The organism is Microbispora sp. CL1-1, assembly GCF_012034195.1.
GTDB lineage: Bacteria > Actinomycetota > Actinomycetes > Streptosporangiales > Streptosporangiaceae > Microbispora.
The window spans coordinates 512,737-533,481 of record NZ_JAATEK010000001.1; the positions used below are offsets into that span (position 1 = coordinate 512,737).

Here is a 20,745-nt window from a genome sequence, read left to right on the forward strand (position 1 = left end):
GATCCCCGGCATGTGCCACGCGGCTGGTGCTTCCACGAGCTGTCCGAGGGGCTGCGCCGCCTCGGGCACCGGGCCGTGCCGTTGACGTTGACCGGGCTCGCCGAACGCGCCCACCTACTGGACGGCGAGGTCAACCTCGACACGCACATCCGGGACGTCACCGGGGTGCTCGAGGCCGAGGACGTCCGCGACGCCGTGCTGGTCGGTCACAGCTACGGAGGCATGGTGATCACCGGGGTCGCCGACCGCCTGCCCGGCCGCGTCACCGGTCTGGTCTATCTGGACGCGGTCGTGCCGGCGGACGGCGACTCCTGCTGGAGCCTGGTCTCGGACCGGGAGCGGCGGTGGTACGCGGACGTGGTGGACACCGGCTTCGCGACGCGGCCGCTGCCGTTCTTCGACCCCCGGGCCACCCCTCACCCGATCGCCTCGCTGCTCCAGCCGCTCCGGCTGACCGGCGATCCGGCGCGCGCCGGCCGCCGGGTGTACGTGTACGCGGCGGGCTGGGAGGGCCCGTCCCCCTTCACGCCGACGTACGAGCGGTTGCGCGCGGACCCCGCGTGGGCGACGTACGCGCTGGACGGCGGGCACAACCTCATGCGCGACGCCCCGGAGGACCTGCTGGAGATTCTTGCCGAGGCGGCCGGGGCCCGAGGGTAGGGAAAGCCCTACCCCCGAGACTGCCGTCCGCCGGATCGATCAGCGGCGGGCGAGTCAATAGCGTGGAGGACATGCGCCGACTTCTTTCCCGCCTCGGCGGGGACACGGTCTATATCCTCGTCGGGTTCCCCCTCGCGACCATCACGTTCTGCCTCACGGTCACCGGCCTGTCGGCGGGCGCCGGCCTGCTGGTGGTCTGGCTGGGCGTGCCCGTCCTCGCCCTGACCCTCCTCATCGCCCGGGGAATGGGCGACGTCGAACGGCTCCGCATCCGCGCGGTGCTGGGCAGGGATCTGCCCCGGCCGCGTTATCCGAGATCACCGCCCGGGGCGGGCGTGCTCCGGAAGACCGTCACCCCGCTCGCCGGAGGCCAGCCCTGGCTCGACGTGCTGCACGCGCTGCTGAACTTCCCGGTCGCGCTTGTGGCGTTCTGCGTGACCGTCGTCTGGTGGTGCGTGACGATCAGCGGGCTGACCTACCCGCTGTACGGATGGATCCTGTCGAACATCCCGGACAACCATCAGCTGCCGGAGCTGCTCGGGTTCGGCCGGGGCTACCTGGTGGACAGCGTCTTCTATCTGGTCGTGGGCGGGGTCTTCGCCCTCACGCTCTATCCGGTCGTCCGCTCCTGCGCGTTGATCAAGGCGTCGCTGGCGCGGGCGCTGCTGACCGGCGTCGCCGAGCTGCAGGAGCGCATCGACGACCTCACCGAGGGCCGTCACGCCGCCGCCCACGCGGAGGCGGATGCGCTGCGCCGCCTGGAGCGCGACATCCACGACGGCCCCCAGCAGCGCCTGGTCCACCTGGCCATGGAGCTGTCGCGGGCCCAGCGGGAGCTGAAAAGGGACGCGACGGCCGCGCACGAGACGATCGGCAAGGCCATCAGCGCGACCAGGGAGACCCTGGACGAGCTGCGGGCGCTGTCGCGCGGCATCGCCCCGCCGATCCTGGCCGACCGCGGCCTCGCCCCGGCGCTCGCCGCCCTCGCCGGCCGTTGCACGGTGCCCGTGGAGCTGGACGTACAGACGGCCGAGCGCTATCCGGCGCTCATCGAGAACACCGTCTATTTCGTGACCGCCGAGGCGCTCACCAACGTGGCCAAGCACAGCAGGGCGACGTCCTGCACGGTCGGGCTGACGAGGATCGGCGACGCGCTCATCCTCACGATCGGGGATGATGGGGTCGGCGGCGCACACGTCGCAAAGGGACACGGCCTGTCCGGCCTGTCCGACCGCCTGCGGGCCGTCGACGGCGAGCTGTCGGTGCGGTCGCCCGTGGGCGGACCGACACTGATCACGGCGGAGGTTCCGTGCGCGTAGTGGTGGCCGACGACGCCGTCCTCATCCGGGAGGGGCTCGTCCGCCTGCTGGAGGAGTTCGGCTGCGAGGTCGTCGCGACCGCGGGCACGGGAGAGGCCCTGATCGAGGCCGTCGCGGCCCATCGGCCCGACGTGTCGGTGGTCGACGTGCGGATGCCGCCGACGTTCACCGACGAGGGCCTGCGCGCCGCCGTCGAGGTGCGGGAGAAGGTGCCCGGCGCGCCCGTGCTGATCCTTTCGCAGTACGTCGAGGTGTCGTACGCCGACGACCTGCTGGCCGACGCCCGGGGCGCGGTCGGCTACCTGCTGAAGGACCGCGTGGTCGACGTCGAGGAGTTCATGGACGGCCTGCGCCGGGTCGCCGCCGGGGGGACGGTCTTCGATCCCCAGGTCGTCGCCCAGCTGATGGTGCGGCGGCGCCGCGACGACCCGCTGGCCTCGCTGACGCCGCGCGAGCGCGAGGTCCTGTCGCTGATGGCCGAAGGCAGGTCGAACCCCGCGATCGCCCGCCGCCTCGTCGTCACCGAAGGCGCGGTGGAAAAGCACATCCGCGGCATCTTCACCAAGCTCGGCCTGCACGCCGAGGACGGCGACCAGCACCGCCGCGTCCTCGCGGTGCTGGCCTACCTCCGCTCCTGACCACGCGCGCCGGGCCGGGTGGCCGCAGCCGATCTCGTCCTGAGTCGTTCGGGTTGCCGCCGGGGCGGTCCGGAGGCGCGCCGGACGACCCCGCGCGGCGTACGGCCGGTCAGAGGATCCAGGGCGCCCGCGGCGTACGGGCCGGTCAGAGGAGCAAGAGCACACCTGCGGCGTACGGGCGGTCAGAGGATCCAGGGCGGCACGATCCGGTCGGTCCCCTTCGGAGCGAGGTCGCATGCGTCCACGGCGGTCGTCCCGCCGGGGTTGTAGACCTCGAAGCCGGCCGGTGCGGCCACGATCGCGCTGAAGCCGGACTCCGCGTCCGCGTGCACCCGGCGGCTCACGTCGGCGGGCATGACGACGGTGTCTCCCGCCTCGACGGCGATGGTCGCGCCGTCGAGTGCGATGGTCGCGCCGCCGGTGAGGAAGGTCCACACCTGCTCGCCGTCGCTGGCGTGGTGCGGACCGGAGTTTCCGGCCGGCATGTCCACCCTCCAGACGGCCTGGGTGGCGCCTCCCTGTGTGGGCGAGGCGAGGGTGGTCATGACGCCGTTGGGAGTGGTGCTCCTGCGGCTGTCGGCGGAACGGATGAGGGGCATGCGTGACTCCTTGGTGAGAGCGGGCCGGGTGCCGGACGTTGCCGGGGCGAGCATCGGATGGGTCGCCGGGCCGGGTGCCGTCCGGGCAGGGGTGCCGGACGGGTTGCCGCACGGTCCGCGGGGGAGAAGGGCGAGACAGGAGGGAAGACCGGAGGTCAGGCGATCCAGGGCGGCACGCCGTGCACGGTGCCGTCGGGCAGGATGGCCCTGGCTCCGGCGGGGGCGGTGACGACGGCGGTGAACCCCTTGTCGGCGCCCGCCGTGACGCGCCGCGGGGTCGAGGGCGGCATGACCACGGTGTCGCCGGGCGCGACCGTGAACGTCTCGTCGCCGAGTTCGATGGTGGCGGTGCCGCCGAGGAAGGTCCACACCTGCTCGGCGTCGAAGTCGTGCAGCGGCCCACTGGTCGCGGGGGTCGCCTCGACACGCCACAGGGCCCGGGTGGCGCCGCCCAGGGTGGGCGAGGCGAAGGTGGTCATGACCCCGGCCGGGGTCTCGGATCTGCGGCTTTGGGCATGGCGGATGACAGACATCCGGGCGTCTCCTAGGATAGACAACGTCGTTGTCGGTAATAGTGAACCAGGTTGTCTATCTGTGTCAATCGACCCGCCCGGCTTCGAGCTGCCCCTGCGGCTCTTCCTGGGGTTTCGCGTACTCATCGACGAGCTGCACGCCGAGCTGGCCCGGCAGGGGCACCCGCACGCCCGGCCCATGCACGGCTTCGCCATGCAGGCGATCGGCCCGGAGGGCACGACCGCGGTGGAGCTGGGCCGCACGCTGGGCGTCAGCAAACAGGCGGCGGGCAAGACGATCGAGACGCTGGAGCGCATCGGTTACGTGGAGCGCGCCCGCGACCCCCGCGACACGCGCCGCAAGATCGTACGGCTGACGGAGTCCGGGGTGGACATGCTGGTGCGCTCGGCCCGCGTCTTCGACGAGCTGCGAGCACGCTGGGCCGCCGTCATCGGCGAGGAACGGCTCAGGGAACTGGAGGCCGACCTGCGCAAGGTGACGCCGCATGACATCTTCCGCCTCGACCTCCCCGGCTGGTTCGGCACCTGACCCGGTCCCCGCGCCGGAAAAGGGCCCGGGAACAGACGCGGGATGGGTCGTGGAACGAGGAATCCCGCGAGCAGGTGCGAGACGAGGCGGGGGAGATGAGGCTCGGGGTCAGGCGCGGCGGCGCGGCAGGGCCAGGGCGGCGGCCGCGCCGAGCACGCACAGCCCGCACGTGATCAGGAAGATCTCGGTGTACTCCGCGTGCAGCGCCGCCTGCACCTTCGCCGTGTAGTCCGCGAGCCTGCGGGCGTACTCGGCCGCCTCCACCCCGAACGGCAGCGGCGTGTCCAGGTGCGCGGTGAGCGACTGGAACCGGTGGAAGCCCCAGGCCGACAGCGCGGCCACGCCCAGCAGCATGCCCATCATCCTGGCCACCACGACCGCCGCCGACGCCACCCCGTGCTGAGCCGCGGGCACCAGGCGCAGCACCGCCGACGAGACCGGGGCGATCACCACGCCGAGGCCGAGGCCGGCCACCACGAGGTCGACGTCCATCCGCACGCCGGTGGAGGCCAGGTCGAGCGGCCACCGGGAGATCATCCAGTAGCCCACGGCGGCCACCGCCAGCCCCGCCACGGCCACCGGGCGCTCGCCGAAGCGCCGCACCAGGAGCCCGCCGAGGAACGCCGCGACCGCCAGCGCGGCGAGGAACCGGGTGAGCACCAGGGCTCCGCCCACCGCGTCCTTCCCGAGCAGCGTCTGTGCGGCGAGTTGCACGTCGACCAGCGTGACCAGCAGCGCCGCCCCGGCCAGCAGGCTCACCGCCAGCGTGGCGAGCAGCGGCGTCCTGGGGACGCCCGTCAGGTCGAGCAGGCGGACCGGCGAGCGGATCTCCCACAGCACGAACAGCACGGCCGCGACCACTCCGGCGGCCACACACGGCAGCCCCCACGGCGGCAGCACGGCCGTGTCGGGGGAGGGGTTGTAGAGCCCGGCGACCAGCAGGCCTAGTGCCAGCGCGAGCAGGACACCGCCGCCCGCATCCACCTTCCCCACGCCCGCCTTGCCCGTGCTCGCGCCTGCCTCGTCTGTGCTCGCCGTCCCCGCGCCCACCGTCCCCGTGCCTGCGTTGCCCGTGCCCGCCTCGCGGGAGGGCCGGCCGTACGGCCCGCGCCCGCCGGGGACGGCCACCTGAACGGCCACGGCGGCCAGCAGCGCGAGCGGGAGGTTGACCCAGAAGATGCCGCGCCATCCGGCGAGGGCGGCCAGGCCCGCGCCGTACAGCGGGCCGAGCACGCTGCCGAGCTCCTGCGCCGCACCGACCGCGCCGAGCGCCACCGCACGGGTGCGTTCGTCCCACAGGTCGCCGATGAGGGCCATCGTGATCGGCAGCAGCGCGCCGCCCGCGACGCCCTGGAGCGTACGGCCCGCGACCAGTGCGGGGACGCCCGCCGCCAGAGCGGTGACGAGGGAACCGGCGGCGAACCCGGCCAGGCAGGCGTGGATCAGCGCGCGCCTGCCGTACCGGTCGGACAGGCGGCCGAGCAGCGGCATCGCCGCGACATACCCGAGCAGGAACCCGGTCACGACCGGAGTCGCCCGCTCCAGGTGGTTCAGCGGCACGCCCACATCGGCGGCGACGTCCACGAGCACGGTGACGACGACGTACGCGTCGAGCGCGGCGAGCAGCACGGCGGCCCCGCCGACGCCGAGCGCGAGCCGGCGCCGCCGCGCGACGGACCCGGCCGGCCCGGCCGCCCCGGTCGCGTTCGCGCTGCCGGTGCCGGTGGCGTCGGTGGCGCCGGTCACGACGCGGGCGGGGCGATGGTCACGGGGGCGTCGTAGTCCCCCATGGTCACGGCCACGGAGCCGCCGGTGAGCGGCAGGTCGAGCTTGAGCAGGCGGCTGGTGGCCTTGTCGAGCCAGAGCGTGCCGTTGACCCCCTGCTGCACGCCGGGGACCAGCTTGGCCAGCACCTGCTGCGACAGCGCGGCCGTCACCCGGTAGGCGGCGGCGTCGCCGATCTTCTCCTCCGCCTGCGTCCGGACATCCTGCGCGGTGGACAGCAGGTCGGGTACGCCGGTCAGCACGGCGGAGGGGTCGTACAGGGCGATGAGCTGCTGCCGGGTCATCGTCTGGAAGCCGCCGGTCGGTCCCTTGAAGTAGACCTTGTCACCGACGAGCACGAACTCGATCTCCTGCAGTCCCGCGATCTCGATCTGCAGGGTGCCCTTGGCGTCGCCCTCCCGGGTGAGGCTGCCCTCGGCATGCCGGACCGGGATGGCGGGCTTGTCCTTGGTCTCGATCGTGAAGGCGACCGTCTTGACCGTGCGCATGGAATCGGCCGAGCGCTTCAGCAGCGCGGGACCGTCCGGCAGGGCAGTCTCGCTCTTCGCGCTGCAGGCGGTCACGAGCAGCAGGCCGGCCACGACGAGCCCGAGGATTGTTCGCACAGCCGGATCGTAGCGATCGAGCGCGGCCGGCACGCGCTCCCGCGGGAAACGGTTTGGCCCCGCCTGTCGCGGGAAGCCGGAGCCGGTGCTCACCCCGCGCCGCCCCACGGCCTCCTCACCGGGTGCCGCGTACCGCCTGCAGATGATCGACGATCGGCGTGTAGATCTCGTCGAGGGCGGACACCTGCTCGGGCGTCATGAGATCGATGAAGTGCCGGCGGACGCTCGCCACGTGGTCCGGCGCGACCCGCTGGATCGTCTCCCAGCCGTGGTCGGTCAGCACGGCGAACGTGCCGCGCCGGTCGTCCTCGCAGTCCTGGCGGGTCACCAGGCCGGCGGCCTCCATCCGGGAGATCTGGTGGGACAGCCTGCTGCGGGACTGGATCGTCGCGTCGGCCAGTTCGCTCATGCGCATGCGGCGGCCGGGACTCTCGGAGAGGTTCACGAGGATCTCGTAGTCGTTCAGCGACAGCCCGGTGCCCTGCAGCTCCCGGTCGAGCTGGTGGAAGAGCAGGCGGTGGGCGGCCAGATGGGCCCGCCAGGCGCGCTGCTCGTGCGGGGTGAGCCAATGAGGGGCTTCCATGACGACCAGCATAAGATCACTTGAGCGAATGGAGCGGAATGGCCGACAGCGAGAACGGTGAGAGCCTCGGCACAGTCGTGGTCGCGGGCGCGGCCAACCTCGCCATCGCGCTGGCCAAGCTGGTCGCGGGCTTGATGAGCTCCTCCTCGGCGATGCTGTCCGAGGCGGCGCACTCCGCGGCCGACACGGCCACCGAGGTCGTGCTGTTCGCCGCGATCCGGCACGGCGAGCGCCCCGCCGACTCCCGCCATCCGCTCGGCCACGGCAGGGCCGCCTACCTGTGGGCGATCGTGGCGGCCTGCTTCACACTGGTCGTGGGGGCAGGGTTCTCGCTGACGCACGGCTGGCACACGATCACCGAAGGAGAGAGCCTGGGCGACGTCGGCGTGTCGTACGTCGTGCTCGGGGTGTCCTTCGCGATCGAGTCGGTCTCCCTCGGGAAGGCGCTGCGGCAGCTCCGCGGCGAGGCCCGCCGCTGGCGGGTGAGCCCCGGGCGGCTGCTGCGGCGCACCTCCGACACCGTGCTCAAGGCCGTCGTGCTGGAGGACTCCGCCGCGCTGCTCGGCATCGCCACGGCCGGCGTCGGCCTGCTGCTGTCGCGGCTCACCGGCTCGGCAGTGTGGGACGGCGCCGCCTCGATCGTCATCGGTCTGCTGCTGCTCGGCGTGGCGCTGACCCTGATCAGGACCAACGCTTCGCTGCTCATCGGCCAGGCGGCGCCGTACGGGCTGCAGGAGGAGATCCGCGGCGAGCTGGCCGCCCAGCCGGAGGTCGAGGCCGTCGTCGAGCTCGTCACCGTCATGATGGGGCCCGGCCAGGTCATGGTCGCGGCGAAGGTCGACTTCCGCGACGAGACGTCCGGGCAGCGGCTGGAGCTCGCCTCCGACCAGGTGGAGCGGCGGCTCACCGAGCGGTTCCCGGAGATCCGGCAGGTCTTCCTCGACCCCACCCCGGGACGGTCAGCCGCCAAGGAGGCGTAGCTTGGCGGGCTCGTCGGTGACCGCGGACGCGATCACCGTGCCGGCCGTCCACTCGACGAAGTGACGGCCCTGCCATTCCAGCGGGCCCGACAGCCCCTCCTCAAGCGGCAGGGCCGACAGGTCCGCCTCGCGCAGCCGGTCGAGCGTCAGCTCTCCCCGCTTGACCAGCGCCTCCTTGCGCACCCACTGGCGGATCAGCCCGCGGTTGTCGTCGCCGACCAGCTTCGCCTCGGCGGGGGTCAGCGCGAGCTCCACCAGCCTCTCGTCGGCCGGGCCGTACGTGGCGTGCTCGGCGTCCACGCCCACCCGCCCGAGCCCGGCGACCGCGCAGACGTAGCCCGAGGTGTGCGCCAGGCTGATCGACACCTCGGGGGCCTCGGCAAGCCAGGGCCGTCCGTGGGCCTGCCCGCAGGTCTCACAGCGCTGCACCACGGTCAGCATGCAGGCGCGGGTGCCGAGCAGCTCGGCGGCGCAGTGCCGTACGAGCAGGTGGGCGGCGACGAAGTCGAGGCGGTCCCGCTTGCGGGTGAAGCGCTCGGCGCGTTCGCGCTCTGCCTCGGTGAGCGTGCCGGCGACCATGTCCAGCACGTCGGCGGTGTGGCCGGCCACGGCCAGTGGGGGGCGCACGAGGCCACTGTAGGGGAGCGATGTGACGATCACGTGAACTGGGCCTCTCCATCGCGGGTGCGCTGACCTGGCCGAGACGGGTAGCGGCACGGACGGCTCCGCGGACGGCTCCGTACGGCTCTTACGGCTCGCGCGGGGTGCGACCCGCCCGTCCGCGGGGCCGGCGCAGCGCGGACACGGGGCGGGCGCCGTCCGGCCCGGACAACGGCATCCGGATGACGGCATGCGTGACGATCAGCGCGCTACGCCACAGCGCTGCCGACGGCCGGTGTGCCGTGTGCCGCTCTCGCTACCGCAGCCGTTCTGATGGCGGGCGACGCCGAGGCCTGATGGGGGGCGACGCCGAGGCGCAGGTCTCCACGCAGGCGCAGTTCACGACGGTCGGTGCGCAGGCCGCCTTCAACGGACGGCCGGTCTGCCGGTCGTGCCGGCACCCCGTCTGTGAGGTGCTGCACGGCATCCTGTCTGTGAGGTGCTGCACGGCATCCTGTCTGTGAGGTGCGCGCGGGTCCGCGACGGACGTGCTCGTATGGCTTCCGGCCCGGCGGCGGGCCCGGACCGGAAGCCCGGATCGGGGGTCGCTCACCCGGCCAGAGCGGCCATCCACGCCTCGATCTCGTCGGAGCGGCGGGGCAGCGCGGCCGACATCAGGCGGGCGCCGTCGGCCGTGATCACGAGGTCGTCCTCGATGCGGACGCCGATCCCGCGCAGCTCCGGCGGCAGCGTCAGGTCGTCGGGCTGGAGGTAGAGCCCCGGCTCCACGGTCAGCACCTGCCCCTCCTCCAGCACGCCGTCCAGGTAGGTCTCCGCCCGCGCCCGGGCGCAGTCGTGCACGTCGAGGCCCAGCATGTGGCCGCTGCTGCACAGGGTGTAGCGCCGGTGCAGGCCCGCGTCGGCCTGCGATTTCGTCAGCAGGCCCCACTCGCGCAGCCCGTCGGAGATCACCCGCATCGCGGTCTCGTGGAACTCGCGGAAGCGCACACCAGGGCGCAGCACCGCGATGGCGGCCGTCTGCGCCTCATAGACCAGGTCGTACACCTGCCGCTGCACCGGGCTGAACCGGCCCGACAGCGGCAGCGTGCGGGTGACGTCGGCCGTGTAGAGGTTGTCGCCCTCGACCCCGGCGTCCAGCAGCAGCAGCTCGGCGGGGTCGAGCCGTCCGTCGTTGCGGATCCAGTGCAGCACGCACGCGTGCGCGCCGGACGCCACGATCGACTGGTAGCCCACCGCGTTGCCCTCCAGCCGCGAGCGCAGGCCGAAGACGCCCTCGACGTACCGCTCGCCGCGCGGGTGCGCGAGGGCCGCGGGCAGCGCGCGCACCACGTCCTCGAACCCGCGCGCCGTCGCGTCCACCGCCTGCTGGAGCTCCGCGATCTCCCACTCGTCCTTGACCAGCCGCAGCTCCGACAGGACCGCGGCCAGCTCGGCGTCCCGGTCGTCGCCGGAGGGGGAGACGAGCGCGTCCACCGAGGCGTCCACCCCGCGCAGCACGCGCGCGGGCCCGCTCAGCGCGGCCGGCAGCGTGCCGATGTGCGCGCACTCGATCTGGTACGCCGCCTCGGCCTCCGCGAGGTCGAAACGGCGGCCCACCCAGAACTCGCCGTACCGCCGGTCGCGGTAGAACTCCTGCGACTCGGCACGGGACGGGCGGGGATGCAGGAACAGCCGCGCCTCACCCGACGGCTCGATCACCAGGACGTCGTCCGGCTGCTGGTCGCCGGTCAGGTAGGCGAACGCGCTGTGCGTGCGGAACCGGTGGTCGTCGTCGTTGCTGCGGGCCTGCAGCGTGCCCGAGGGGATGACGAGGCGCTCGCCGGGCAGCCGTTCGATGAGCCGGGCCCGCCGCTTGGCCGCGTACGCGGCGACCGGCAGCGGCGCCACGTCCTCGTGCACGTCGGCCCAGCCTCCGCGCATGAACTCCGCGAGCGCTTCCGTGACCGGGAGATCGTGACTCCCGGTGTTGAGTTTCTCGGCCATCCTCTGCCCCCAGGGTGCGGTGATATTTCGCCATCGTAGGGGTGGGGGCCCTTGACGATGTACGACGACCGCTGTTGCCTGGGGAAACAGGATTTCGCCGCTCCGGCCGGCCGGCGGGAGCGGAAGCGGGGACAGATCCCCCGGGTGCCCCTGAGAGGTGGTGTCGATGCTCATCGGGACGATCTTGCAGAGCAAGGGAACAGGTGTGGCGACCGTTCCGCCGCACGCCACGGTGTCCGAGCTTCTCGCCCGGCTCGCCGAGCTCAACATCGGCGCGGTCGTGGTCTCCGAGGACGGTCTGACCATCGCGGGCATCGTGTCGGAACGCGACGTCGTACGGCGGCTCAACGAGCACGGCGCCGCGCTGCTCACCATGCCCGTTTCATCGATCATGACGGCCGAGGTGCGCACCTGCGGCCCGGACACCAACGTCGACGAGCTGCGCCGCACCATGACCAACCACCGGATCAGGCACGTGCCCGTCGTCCGCGAGGGCCGGCTGGCCGGCATCGTCAGCATCGGCGACGTCGTCAAGACCTCGATCCAGGAGCTGGAGAGCGAGAAGGAGGCCCTCGTCGGCTACATCAACGGCTGACTCCGGGCCCTGTCTGCGTGGGGTGCGGTCCCCGCCTCGCCCCGCGTCCCTGTCGCGCGTTCCGCATCCCTGTTCCGCGTCACGTATCTCGTATTGCGCGGCGAGCGGCGACTTAGACTCGCTTGCGTGAAGCTGAAGCTCGACCTCCACGACATCTACAACAAGGGCAGCGAGATCGACAAGGCGCTGCACGGCATCATCCAGGAGGCCGTACGCAAGAAGGCGACCCAGGTGGAGATCATCCCGGGCAAGGGGTCCGGCCAGCTCAAGAAGAAGGTGTTGCGCTTCCTGGAGCAGAAGGAGATCAAGGCGCTCTACCACCGGATCGACAAGGATTCCAAGAACCACGGCCGCCTGTTCGTCTATTTCCAGTGGAAGTAGCGGCGTCTCACGTCCTGTCAAGAACCTGCTGATCCGGCCCGAGGCCACACCCGCGGCGTCCGTACGGAACGCGGGCAGGAGGGATCGGCCGGTGACTCGGCGGAAGATTTTTCCGGGCCGTGTCGATCCCTGAGCCGCTCGTTCGACGTAGGGGTGCGAGGGACGAGACGCGGCCCCGCCGGAGAAGGAGAACAGGATGCCGAGCTACATGCTGATCATGCGGGGCACCGACGAGTCGAACGCTGCCATGATGGCCGACATCGAGGAGATGATGGCCAGGACCCGTCAGTTCATCGATGAGATGGTCAAGGCCGGCGTTCTCCTCGCGGCGGAAGGGCTGGACGATCCGCGCCAGGGTGCCGTGGTCGACTTCAATGGCGAGGTCCCGGTGGTCACGGACGGGCCGTACGGAGAGACGAAGGAACTGTTCGGGGGCTACTTCCTGCTCGACGTCGCCTCGAAGCAGGAGGCGGTCGAGTGGGCCAAGCGGGTCCCGGCCGTCACGGGTTCCAAGATCGAGGTCCGGCGGGTGGCCGGCGAAGACGAGATGCCGCAGGACACCGTGCGATCCGTCGAGGGACGGGCCCGGGTCTGATGGGTGCGGCCGACGTCGAGGCCGTCTGGCGGATCGAGTCGGCGCGGATCGTCGCCGCTCTGACCCGGTTCACCGGCGATTTCGGGTTGGCCGAGGACGCGGCCCAGGAGGCGGTGGCCGAGGCGCTGGTGTCGTGGCCGCTCGAACCTCCGGCCAATCCGGCCGGCTGGCTCATGGCCACGGCGCGGCGGCGGGCCATCGACGCGATCCGCCGCAGGACCGCGCTCCAGGACCGGTACGCCCTGCTGGCGGCCGACCCGGACGATCCGCCGGTCGATGAGGAGGCCGACCCCGACAGGATCGACGACGACATCCTGGCGCTGATGTTCGTCAGCTGTCATCCGATGCTCTCGCCCGAGGCCCGCGTGGCGCTGACGCTGCGCGTGGTCGCCGGCCTGTCCAGCGAGGAGATCGCCCGTGCGTTCCTCGTCCCCGTCCCCACCGTGCAGGCCCGCATCACCCGGGGCAAGAAGACGATCACGGCGGCCGGAGTGCCGTTCGAGCTGCCGCCGGCCGACGAGCGCCGGGAGCGGCTGGGCGGCGTGCTCAGCGTCCTCTACGTGATCTTCACCGAGGGTTCGACCGCCACATCGGGCGACCGGCTGATGCGCCCCGACCTCGCGTACGAGGCGATCCGGCTGGCCCGCACCCTGGCCGCGCTACAGCCGTACGAGCCGGAGGTGCACGGCCTGCTGGCGCTGTGCGAGCTGACGGCCGCGCGCTTCCCGGCCCGCACCGGCCCGGACGGCTCGCCGATCCTGCTGGAGGACCAGGACCGGCGGCGGTGGGACTGTTCGGCGATCCGCCGCGGGCTTGCCGCGCTGGCCAAGGCGTCCGCCCGCGGCCTCGGCCCCTACGGCCTGCAAGCCGCGATCGCCGCCACCCACGCGTCGGCGCCCTCGGTCGAGGAGACCGACTGGGAGCGGATCGTGGTGCTCTACGAGGCGCTCGGCCGGGTCGCGCCCTCGCCGGTGGTCGAGCTCAACCGGGCCGTCGCCGTCGCCATGGCCTCGGGTCCGGCCCAGGCCCTGGCCATCGTGGACGAGCTGATCGCCTCGGGCCGGCTCTCCGGGTCGCATCTGGTTCCGACCGTACGCGGGGAGCTGCTGGCCCGCCTCGGCCGGAAACCGGAGGCGCGCGCCGAGCTGGAGCTGGCGGCCCGGCTGTGCGCCAACCAGCGCGAACGCTCGGTGCTGCTGCGCAAGGCGGCCGCGCTGGGCTGAATTCTGGACTGGGCTGACTTCTGCGCTGGGCTGACTTCAGCGTGGGCTGACTTCTCCGGCCCGACCGGCCGGGATCCGAACGCGGCCCGGATGCCCGTTCCGCCGGCTGGGCGCGCTACCGGCAGGCTGTGGCGATCGCTACGGTCGGCGGCATGGGACTGCTGTTGGCATTGCGTCCTCCGCAGCCGCGTCCGAAGAGCCTGCGTCGCGCCACCCGGGCACAGCGGCGTGAGCGTCGCCGTGCGGAGGCCGAAGAGTGGATGACGGCAGAACGGCGGGGCTGGGTGCTGGACGTGGAGGTAGACGAGCTCCTGTCGCTGGTGGACAGCGCCGGAAGCAGCGGCCTGCTCGTTCTGGGAGGGCTCGACCCGTGGTCGGACACGGTTCTCGATCGGCGCGACCTTCCGCAGCTTGAGGCCGACGTCGACCGACTGGAGGCCGCCGTCGGCACCGCCGCGCAACGCGAGCTGGTGGCGGCCATGCGGAAGCTGCTGACGTGCTGGCGGGCAGAGCCCGATCTGCTGTTGCACTGCTACGGCGACTGACCGGCGCGCGCCGTGGACACACGTCCCGATCACCCCCGCGTGACCCGGCCTCCGGCGAGCCGTGCGACTTGCTGACAGCCGTTTTGCCGTCAGCGGGTGTGGCCGGTGCGAGCATCGCGAGAGGCAGAAGCGATCACCACGGCTTGGGGGAAGCATGCTTCGAACACTGATCGTGCTGGTGGGCATGGCCGTAGCGGCGTCGCCGGCCGCCAACGCCTGGGCAGGCGACGTGCCTGCGGTTCCACAGGCACGGACGGTCGCAGCAACCTCGCCGGCCGGGCAGACGGCGGGTGCGTGCAGCCCCGGATCGCCGTGTGCGGCGGTCGACTGTGGTCCCGGCCGCGTCTGCGTGCCCTCTCCCAAGCAGTGCTTCACCACGCCGTGCCCGCAGTACGACTGCGTGCCCGCGTCCTCGGTGCCACGATCGGATCACCGGCCTCCGTACGCCGGCTCACACTCTGGCTCACATCCTGGCCGGTGGCGGCCCCGCGACCCGGAGCAGCGACCGGCCTACCCGGACCATCGGCGAAGGGCGGACCGTTCAGAGAACCCGCCTGCCGGCGCTCCGGCGCGGACCATCGGACTGGCGATCGACCTCCAGCCCTGAACCCGGCTCGATAGGCCCTGGCGGCCCTGCCGCGCCTGTGCCTCCCGCGCTATTGAGTGTCATAAGCCCCGGTGGTGCCTCTGCTCCGTACGCCCGTGTCCGCTCCGTTTCAGAGCCAGAAGGTGTCGTGGCGGAGGTAGAACTCCGCCTTCTCCTCTTCGCTCATGTCCGCGAGTGTGAGCAGCCCCTCGAAGTAGCCCTCCCGGGGTGCGCCGGGCGCGAAGTGCAGCAGCATCGACGCCGGCTCTCCCGACTCGTTCCGGAACGCGTGGGTGCCGCCCTCCGGAACGTGTACGAAGTCGCCAGGGCCGGTGTCGATCCAACGCCGGCCGTCGTAGATCCGCACCGTGCCGGTGAGGATGTAGAACGACTCGGAGATCGACCGGTGGAAGTGCGCCGCCGGGCCGCTGGGCTCCGGTCCCATGTCCCAGCGGTAGAGCCCGAACTGCCCGTTGGCGGTCGCACCGGTCGCCAGATAGTGCACCGTGGTTCCGCTCGGGTAGACCAGCTCGGGCGTGGCGTCCGGGCGCCGGTACGACGCCGTCGGCTCGCCCGTCTCACCGTGGTAGGCCGGTGGGGGATAGGTCACTGCTCGTCCTCTCCTCGGGTTCGAGCCGTTCGGCCTCCGGATCGCGGCACGCGCCGCTGAAGGCCGATCGTCGTCACTCGCGAGTTCCTACCCGGTGTCGCCGGGTGCGCACAGCGGCACTCGCCGACCGAAGTCGACCGTACGCCCACCGCCCGCCGAGGTATAGGTGATGCGCACACCGCCGGCTCCTGCTGAGGCGTGCTGAACCGCCAAGGCACGGCGGAGGTCGTCGCACCGCGTTGGTCGAGCAACAGGCCGAACCGCCGCACATCGCCACGCCGATCGTCGCGCAGCCGCACACGACAACGACGCAGCCGGTCCAGCCCGCGATCGTGTGCCCGAGGTCCACATCGTCGTGTATGCCGCTCATGGTTCTCCTCGGCGGTGACCGGCGTGCTGAACCGGCTGGAGAAGGCCGGGTACGCGCACCGGCAGCCGGATCCCGAGGACCGCCGCCGGGTGCGCGTCGTCGCCGACCCGGCCGTGGCCGCCACCGCCGCGGCCGTCTACGAACCCTTCTATCGGCGGTTGAACGAGCTGTTCGCCGACTACACGCCCGCGGAGATCGCCGTGCTGTCCGACTGGTTCACTCGCGCGGGCGACCTGACGCGGACGTATCTGGAGGAGATCCGGAGCGACCAGCTCGCCGGTGTGCCCCGCTCTCGGCGCACGCGGAGCCGTTGAGGCCGCGCGCCCCTTCCGCGCGCCGGGCCCGCCGCTCTCTCCACCGGCCGCACCGGGCGGTTCCGCCCGGTGCGGCCACCGTGCGTGGGCCGGGTCAGCGTTCGTCGATGACCCGGCCGTTCAGGGCGGTGGCGTCCTTGGTCAGGGCCATGGTCAGCGGCGCCTCCGGGAAGGTGGGCAGGGCGGCGAGCGCGGCGCCCATCTGCTCCCCGCTCTCCCAGTGCCAGGTGTCGGTGTAGGTGCCGTCCTCGAGCTGGACCAGCACGGTGCGGATGAGGCCGGGGTGCCCCTCCCTGATGGTCGCGATCAGCGAGGTCCTGCGGGCCAGGAACTCCTCCAGGTCGGCCTCGGGGACGGAGTAGCGGTGCGAGCGGACGGCGGACATACCGGTGTCTCCTGTGTGAGGGGTGGGGGCTTACCAGCTGCCGGCGATCTGCCGGACCGGGGCGTTCAGGCGGTTGAAGAGGTTGGTGACGGCGATCATCAACAGGATCGAGGCCAGCTGCTTCTCGTCGAAGTGGCCGGCGGCGTTGTCCCAGACCACGTCGGAGACGGCGTCGGCGCGGTCGGCCAGCCGGGTCGAGGCCTCCGCCAGCTCCAGCGCGGCCCGTTCGGCGTCGGTGTAGTACGGGGCCTCGCGCCAGGCGCTGACCAGGCCGATGCGCTCGTCGCTCTCGCCGAGCTTGCGCAGGCTCTTCAGGCCGCTGTCGACGCAGGGGCTGCAGCCGTTGATCTGGCTGACCCGCAGGTGCACCAGCTCCAGGAGCTCCTGGGGGACACCTTGCGACTGAGCGGCCTTCATCAGCTCCATGATCGGCTTCATCGCGGCGGGGATGATCGCGGCGGGGTTCTTCATCCGGGCTTCCATCGGTGGTTCCTCCGTATCGGTTCTGCGAGATTCGTCTCGGTTCGTGTGAGATCAGAGTGGCCGTCCGGATTGATACATTCGCTATGCGCGCACGATGCGATCGTGATGGGGGGACGATGCTGCGCTTCACCCTGCTCGGCCCCGTCGAGATGGTCGTCGACGGCGCGCCGCTGACGGGCATCGCCCCACGTCACCGGGCTGTCCTGGCCTACCTCCTGCTCAACGCCGGCCGCGTGATCGGCATCGAGCGGCTGATCGACGCGATGTGGGGTTACGACCGGCCCGACACCGCCCGGTCGCAGATCCACGCCTCGATCACCGCGATCCGCAAGGTGCTGCGCGGCGCGGGAGCCGTACGGCTCCTGGAGACGCGCGCCGGCGGCTACATCGCGCAGCCGGCGCCCGGACAGGTCGACGCGCAGGAGTTCACCGAGCTGGTGGCCGCAGGTGAGCTGCGCAGGGCCCTGGACCTGTGGAGCGGCGAGGCGCTGGAGGACGTGCACGCGCATTACGTCACCGGCGTCCGGGAGCTCTGGAACGACCGGCGGCTGTCGGCGTACGAGCGCCTGGTGGAGGGTGAGCTCGCCGCCGGGCGGCACGGAGATCTGCTCGACGAGCTCGCCGCCCAGGTGGCCGCCAACCCGCTGCGCGAGAAGCTCAACGGCCATCTCGTCCTGGCCCTGCACCGGGCGGGGCGGCAGCCCGACGCCCTGGCCGCCGCGCGCGCCTACCGTACGGCTCTCGCGGACGAACAGGGGCTCGACCCCGGACACGCCTTCACCGAAATGGAGCGGGCGGTCCTGGCGGACGACCCGGCCCTGCGCCTGGCCGGCGCGGCGACGGCGGCTTCCCAACCGGCGTCCCGCTCCACCTTCCTGCCGTACGACATTCCCGATTTCTCCGGACGGACCGCCGAACTGCAGCGGCTCGCGGACGAGCACCACACCGACAACGGGCCGGCGGTCGTCACGATCGACGGCATGGCGGGGATCGGCAAGACCACTCTCGTCGTCCACGTGGCCCACCGGCTGGCCGCCCGCTATCCGGACGGCCGGCTCTTCATCGACCTGCAGGCCCACACGGCGGGCCGGGAGCCGATCGACGCCGCCGCGGCGCTGGAGACACTCCTCCGCCAGCTCGGGGTGCCCGCCGACCGCATCCCGGTCGCCCCGGCCGAGCGGAGCGCCCTCTGGCGCGCCGAGCTGGCCGATCGCCGGGTGCTCGCCGTACTGGACAACGCTCTCGACTCCGAGCACGTGCGCCCCCTGCTGCCGGGACGCTCCGGCACCCTCGTCCTGATCACCAGCAGGCGGCGGCTCGTCGACCTGGACGGCGCCCAGGCGTTGTCGGTGGACGTGCTGGGCGAGGCGGACGCCGCCGAGCTGTTCGAGCGGATCGTGGGCGAACGCGCTCACCAGGAGCCGGAGGCCGTACGCGAGGTGCTGCGGCTGTGCGGGCACCTCCCGCTCGCCATCCGGATCTCCGCCGCCTGCCTCCAGCATCGCCCGCGCTGGACCGTGTCCTATCTGGCCGGGCGGCTGCGGGACCATCGCCGGCTCCTGGACGGGGTGTCGGCGGCCTTCGCGCTCTCCTACGAGCAGCTCCACGAGGACAAGCAGCGCATGTTCCGCCTGCTCGGACTGGTTCCGGGGCGCGACATCGACGTCTGCGGCGCGGCCGCGCTGGCCGGGATCCGCGAAGACGAGGCCGAGGAACTGCTCGAGGGCCTCCTCGACGCCCACATGCTCCTGCAGCTCGAACCGGGCCGCTACACCTTCCACGATCTGCTCCGCGAGCACGCCCGCTCGCTCGCCGAGGACGACGGCGCCGTCATGCGGCTGCTCACCTACTACCTGCACCGCTCCCGCGCGGCGATGGACCGGCTCTTCCCGTACACCGTCGGCCAGCGGGAGGGGATCCCCCAGCCGGCCGCCCCGATCGCGCCCATCCGCGACGCCGCGGAGGCGATCGCCTGGCTCGACGCCGAACGCTCCAACATCATCGCGACCGCCGTCCACGGCCCCGAGATCTGCCTGGGCATGCTGGCCCTGGCGATGCGCCCCTACCTCGACCGGCACGCGCATCACGACGACGCGCTGACGCTGCACACCCTGGCGCTGCGGCGCAGCCGCACGCTCGGCGATCCCGACGTTCAGGCGCGAGCGCTCACCGACCTGGCGCGGACCTACTGGCGGCTCGGCGAGTACGAGCGGGCGGAGGAGCATGCTCACCAGGCCCTCGACGCGTGCGAGGAGGCCGGCGAACGGGCCCGGGCACTGCTCACCCTGGGAAACGTGGCCCTGCGCCGTGGCCGGGACACCCAGGCGGAGCAGCACCTCAAGCAGGCGCTCGACCTCACCCGCATCGGCGCCGACACCTGGGGCGAGGCCAACGTGCTCGGCGTCCTCGCCCTCCTCCTCGACCGGGCCGGCCGTCCCGAGGAGGCCCGGCGCCATCTCGACCTGGCGCTGGCACTCCACCGCAAGGTGGGCGACCCGGCGGGAGAGGCGGCGATCCTCGACCATCTCGGCGTCGTCCTGCGGCGCCAGGGCGAGCTCGCCCAGGCGCGCATCCGCCACGAGCAGGCCGCGGCGGTCTACCGCGCCCTCGGCGACACCGCCGACGAGGCGGCCGCGCTCAACGGGCTGGCCGAGGCGGCGGGCGACCCGGCTCGGGCCGTCGAGGAGCACACGGCCGCGCTCGCGCTCGCCGACCTGACGCGCAACCGGCCGGAGCGGGCGCGTGCGCACGACGGGCTGGCGCGCGCCCACCTCGCGCTCGGGCACGCGGAGCAGGCGTGTGAGCATGGGCGGCTGGCTCTCGGCCTCTACGGCGAGCTCGGTGTTCCGGAGGCCGAGAAGGTCCGCGACTTCCTGGAGAGCGCCGGAGAGTCCGCGAGGCAGAGCCACGCGCAGTCCGTGGGGTCATAACCGCTCCGCCGCAGCACGGCTTCGGCCGCCTCGGACCGGACTCCCGGCGCGTCCGTCAGCCGCCGAGCACCGCGCTGAGAGCGGTCAGAGCCTCGGCGGCGTCGTCGCCGGTGGCGCGCAGGGTCACGGTCTGCCCACTGGTGGCGCCCAGGCCCATCAGCGACAGCACGCTGCGCACGTCGACCGTGCGAGAGCCGTACGAGAGGGTGACGGCCGAGGTGAAGGCGGCGGCGGTCTGCGCGAGCGCGCTCGCGGGGCGGGCGTGCAGGTCCTCGCTCAGGACGATCGTGCGCTCGTCCGCGCCGGCCTTGGAAGGCACAGCCGCAGGGCTCGCCCCAGCAGGGGGCATCATGGCAGCGGTCGCTGCGGCGGGTTCAGCCACAGCGGGGCTCGTCGCGGCCGCAGCAGGGGCCGCCACCGCAGGGGGCGTCGCAGGCGGAGGGCTCGCGCCGGCAGGGCTTGCCGTCGGCGCTGGGGTTGCCGTGGGGTCAGAGCTTACGGACATGCCACGCCTCCTCGGCCGCCGCCAGCACACCGTCCAGCGAGGCGCCGCCGCCCGCCGCCACGACCGCGGAGATGGCGCCCTCCACGAACGGCACGTCGGCGATCACGACGTCATCCGGGGTCTGCAGCAACTTGGCGGTGAGCACCGAGCTGCCGAGGTCGGGGATGAGCACGACCCCGTCCCCCCGGTCCACCTCCTTGATGGCGGCGGTCACCAGGTCGGGGCTGGTGCCGAGACCGCCGTCCTCGGTGCCTCCCGCCGCCGCCAGCGGCACATGTGCGCCGCCGATCTGCCTTGCCAGTGCGGCCACTTCCGCGGCCAGGCTGCTGCTGTGTGAAATGAGTACGATGCCAACCATTCGTTATTCCTGAAGATCGTTCGGCATAAT

24 protein-coding genes are annotated in these 20,745 nt (G+C 72.4%); 12 read left to right on the top strand and 12 right to left on the bottom strand.

From position 1 onward, the window contains the following. Positions 1-12 precede the first annotated feature (12 nt). The 3 genes from HCK04_RS02330 (at position 13) to HCK04_RS02340 (ending at position 2,617) form a co-directional block, all read left to right on the top strand. Positions 13-660 (top strand): alpha/beta fold hydrolase, encoded by a 648-nt coding sequence (locus HCK04_RS02330; protein ID WP_221889847.1) that lies wholly within the window; start codon positions 13-15, stop codon positions 658-660. A 71-nt stretch (positions 661-731) separates the two neighbouring features. Then, positions 732-1,979: a sensor histidine kinase gene (locus tag HCK04_RS02335; protein WP_142645166.1), complete on the top strand. Its 1,248-nt coding sequence runs from the start codon at positions 732-734 to the stop codon at positions 1,977-1,979. Continuing rightward, positions 1,970-2,617: a response regulator transcription factor gene (locus HCK04_RS02340; protein WP_142645167.1), complete on the top strand. Its 648-nt coding sequence runs from the start codon at positions 1,970-1,972 to the stop codon at positions 2,615-2,617. Before HCK04_RS02335 ends, HCK04_RS02340 begins: the two co-directional genes overlap by 10 nt. Before the next feature lie 182 nt (positions 2,618-2,799). Here HCK04_RS02340 and HCK04_RS02345 read toward each other — a convergent pair whose 3' ends face one another. Then, entirely contained in the window at positions 2,800-3,216 is a 417-nt protein-coding gene (locus HCK04_RS02345; protein WP_142645168.1) for a cupin domain-containing protein, read from the bottom strand. A 155-nt stretch (positions 3,217-3,371) separates the two neighbouring features. Next, a complete protein-coding gene (locus HCK04_RS02350) occupies positions 3,372-3,749 on the bottom strand; it encodes a cupin domain-containing protein (protein WP_142645169.1) in 378 nt (125 codons plus the stop codon). A gap of 61 nt (positions 3,750-3,810) precedes the next feature. On the opposite strand from HCK04_RS02350, the gene HCK04_RS02355 reads away from it, so the two are divergent. Continuing rightward, positions 3,811-4,278 carry a MarR family winged helix-turn-helix transcriptional regulator gene (locus HCK04_RS02355; protein WP_221889848.1) on the top strand — a complete coding sequence of 156 codons (468 nt, stop codon included), beginning with the start codon at positions 3,811-3,813 and terminating at the stop codon, positions 4,276-4,278. Positions 4,279-4,386: 108 nt separating this feature from the next. Here the strand turns inward: HCK04_RS02355 and HCK04_RS02360 are convergent, their stop codons facing one another. The 3 genes from HCK04_RS02360 to HCK04_RS02370 all read right to left on the bottom strand — a co-directional run bounded on the left by HCK04_RS02360 (position 4,387) and on the right by HCK04_RS02370 (position 7,251). Then, a complete protein-coding gene (locus HCK04_RS02360; RefSeq protein WP_142645171.1) occupies positions 4,387-6,024 on the bottom strand; it encodes an MFS transporter in 1,638 nt (545 codons plus the stop codon). Then, the gene (locus HCK04_RS02365; RefSeq protein ID WP_142645172.1) at positions 6,021-6,668 is read right to left on the bottom strand and encodes an LppX_LprAFG lipoprotein; all 648 of its coding nucleotides are present in this window, start codon (positions 6,666-6,668) and stop codon (positions 6,021-6,023) included. Before HCK04_RS02365 ends, HCK04_RS02360 begins: the two co-directional genes overlap by 4 nt. Positions 6,669-6,783: 115 nt before the next feature. Next, a complete protein-coding gene (locus HCK04_RS02370; RefSeq protein WP_142645173.1) occupies positions 6,784-7,251 on the bottom strand; it encodes a MarR family transcriptional regulator in 468 nt (155 codons plus the stop codon). A 38-nt stretch (positions 7,252-7,289) separates the two neighbouring features. On the opposite strand from HCK04_RS02370, the gene HCK04_RS02375 reads away from it, so the two are divergent. After that, a complete protein-coding gene (locus tag HCK04_RS02375; RefSeq protein WP_142645174.1) occupies positions 7,290-8,231 on the top strand; it encodes a cation diffusion facilitator family transporter in 942 nt (313 codons plus the stop codon). Here HCK04_RS02375 and HCK04_RS02380 read toward each other — a convergent pair. Both HCK04_RS02380 and HCK04_RS02385 read right to left on the bottom strand, forming a co-directional pair. After that, positions 8,211-8,858: a phosphopantetheinyl transferase-like protein gene (locus HCK04_RS02380; protein WP_142645175.1), complete on the bottom strand. Its 648-nt coding sequence runs from the start codon at positions 8,856-8,858 to the stop codon at positions 8,211-8,213. The two genes, HCK04_RS02375 and HCK04_RS02380, sit on opposite strands and share 21 nt — an antisense overlap. A gap of 582 nt (positions 8,859-9,440) precedes the next feature. Continuing rightward, positions 9,441-10,835: an aminopeptidase P family protein gene (locus HCK04_RS02385; protein WP_142645176.1), complete on the bottom strand. Its 1,395-nt coding sequence runs from the start codon at positions 10,833-10,835 to the stop codon at positions 9,441-9,443. Between the two features lie 166 nt (positions 10,836-11,001). Between HCK04_RS02385 and HCK04_RS02390 the strand changes: the two genes are divergently transcribed. The 5 genes from HCK04_RS02390 (at position 11,002) to HCK04_RS02410 (ending at position 14,174) form a co-directional block, all read left to right on the top strand. Next, complete coding sequence (locus HCK04_RS02390) at positions 11,002-11,430, top strand: CBS domain-containing protein (RefSeq protein ID WP_142645177.1); 429 nt, start codon at positions 11,002-11,004, stop codon at positions 11,428-11,430. Between the two features lie 126 nt (positions 11,431-11,556). Further along, positions 11,557-11,811: a Smr/MutS family protein gene (locus HCK04_RS02395; RefSeq protein ID WP_030509549.1), complete on the top strand. Its 255-nt coding sequence runs from the start codon at positions 11,557-11,559 to the stop codon at positions 11,809-11,811. Positions 11,812-12,007: 196 nt separating this feature from the next. Further along, positions 12,008-12,406 carry a YciI family protein gene (locus HCK04_RS02400; RefSeq protein ID WP_142645178.1) on the top strand — a complete coding sequence of 133 codons (399 nt, stop codon included), beginning with the start codon at positions 12,008-12,010 and terminating at the stop codon, positions 12,404-12,406. Next, positions 12,406-13,629, top strand: a complete 1,224-nt coding sequence (locus HCK04_RS02405) for a sigma-70 family RNA polymerase sigma factor (RefSeq protein ID WP_142645179.1) — start codon at positions 12,406-12,408, stop codon at positions 13,627-13,629. The genes HCK04_RS02400 and HCK04_RS02405 overlap by 1 nt, the downstream gene beginning before the upstream one ends. A 152-nt stretch (positions 13,630-13,781) precedes the next feature. Further along, complete coding sequence (locus tag HCK04_RS02410) at positions 13,782-14,174, top strand: hypothetical protein (RefSeq protein ID WP_142645180.1); 393 nt, start codon at positions 13,782-13,784, stop codon at positions 14,172-14,174. A 716-nt stretch (positions 14,175-14,890) separates the two neighbouring features. Here HCK04_RS02410 and HCK04_RS02415 read toward each other — a convergent pair. Beyond that, complete coding sequence (locus HCK04_RS02415; RefSeq protein ID WP_142645181.1) at positions 14,891-15,370, bottom strand: cupin domain-containing protein; 480 nt, start codon at positions 15,368-15,370, stop codon at positions 14,891-14,893. 384 nt (positions 15,371-15,754) lie between these two features. Here HCK04_RS02415 and HCK04_RS44055 point away from each other — a divergent pair, with 384 nt between their 5' ends. Continuing rightward, positions 15,755-16,054: a MarR family transcriptional regulator gene (locus tag HCK04_RS44055; protein ID WP_221889849.1), complete on the top strand. Its 300-nt coding sequence runs from the start codon at positions 15,755-15,757 to the stop codon at positions 16,052-16,054. Positions 16,055-16,148: 94 nt separating this feature from the next. Here HCK04_RS44055 and HCK04_RS02425 read toward each other — a convergent pair whose 3' ends face one another. Then, positions 16,149-16,439, bottom strand: coding sequence for a hypothetical protein (locus HCK04_RS02425; protein ID WP_142645183.1), 291 nt, complete (start codon positions 16,437-16,439; stop codon positions 16,149-16,151). 30 nt (positions 16,440-16,469) lie between these two features. After that, entirely contained in the window at positions 16,470-16,922 is a 453-nt protein-coding gene (locus tag HCK04_RS02430) for a carboxymuconolactone decarboxylase family protein (protein ID WP_142645184.1), read from the bottom strand. A 116-nt stretch (positions 16,923-17,038) separates the two neighbouring features. On the opposite strand from HCK04_RS02430, the gene HCK04_RS02435 reads away from it, so the two are divergent. Further along, positions 17,039-19,852, top strand: a complete 2,814-nt coding sequence (locus HCK04_RS02435; protein WP_205829687.1) for a BTAD domain-containing putative transcriptional regulator — start codon at positions 17,039-17,041, stop codon at positions 19,850-19,852. A gap of 55 nt (positions 19,853-19,907) precedes the next feature. Here the strand turns inward: HCK04_RS02435 and HCK04_RS02440 are convergent, their stop codons facing one another. Together HCK04_RS02440 and dhaM are read right to left on the bottom strand one after the other, a co-directional pair. Continuing rightward, complete coding sequence (locus tag HCK04_RS02440; protein ID WP_205829688.1) at positions 19,908-20,171, bottom strand: HPr family phosphocarrier protein; 264 nt, start codon at positions 20,169-20,171, stop codon at positions 19,908-19,910. A gap of 169 nt (positions 20,172-20,340) precedes the next feature. Beyond that, a complete protein-coding gene (gene dhaM, locus HCK04_RS02445) occupies positions 20,341-20,715 on the bottom strand; it encodes a dihydroxyacetone kinase phosphoryl donor subunit DhaM (protein ID WP_142645185.1) in 375 nt (124 codons plus the stop codon). Positions 20,716-20,745: the final 30 nt, after the last annotated feature.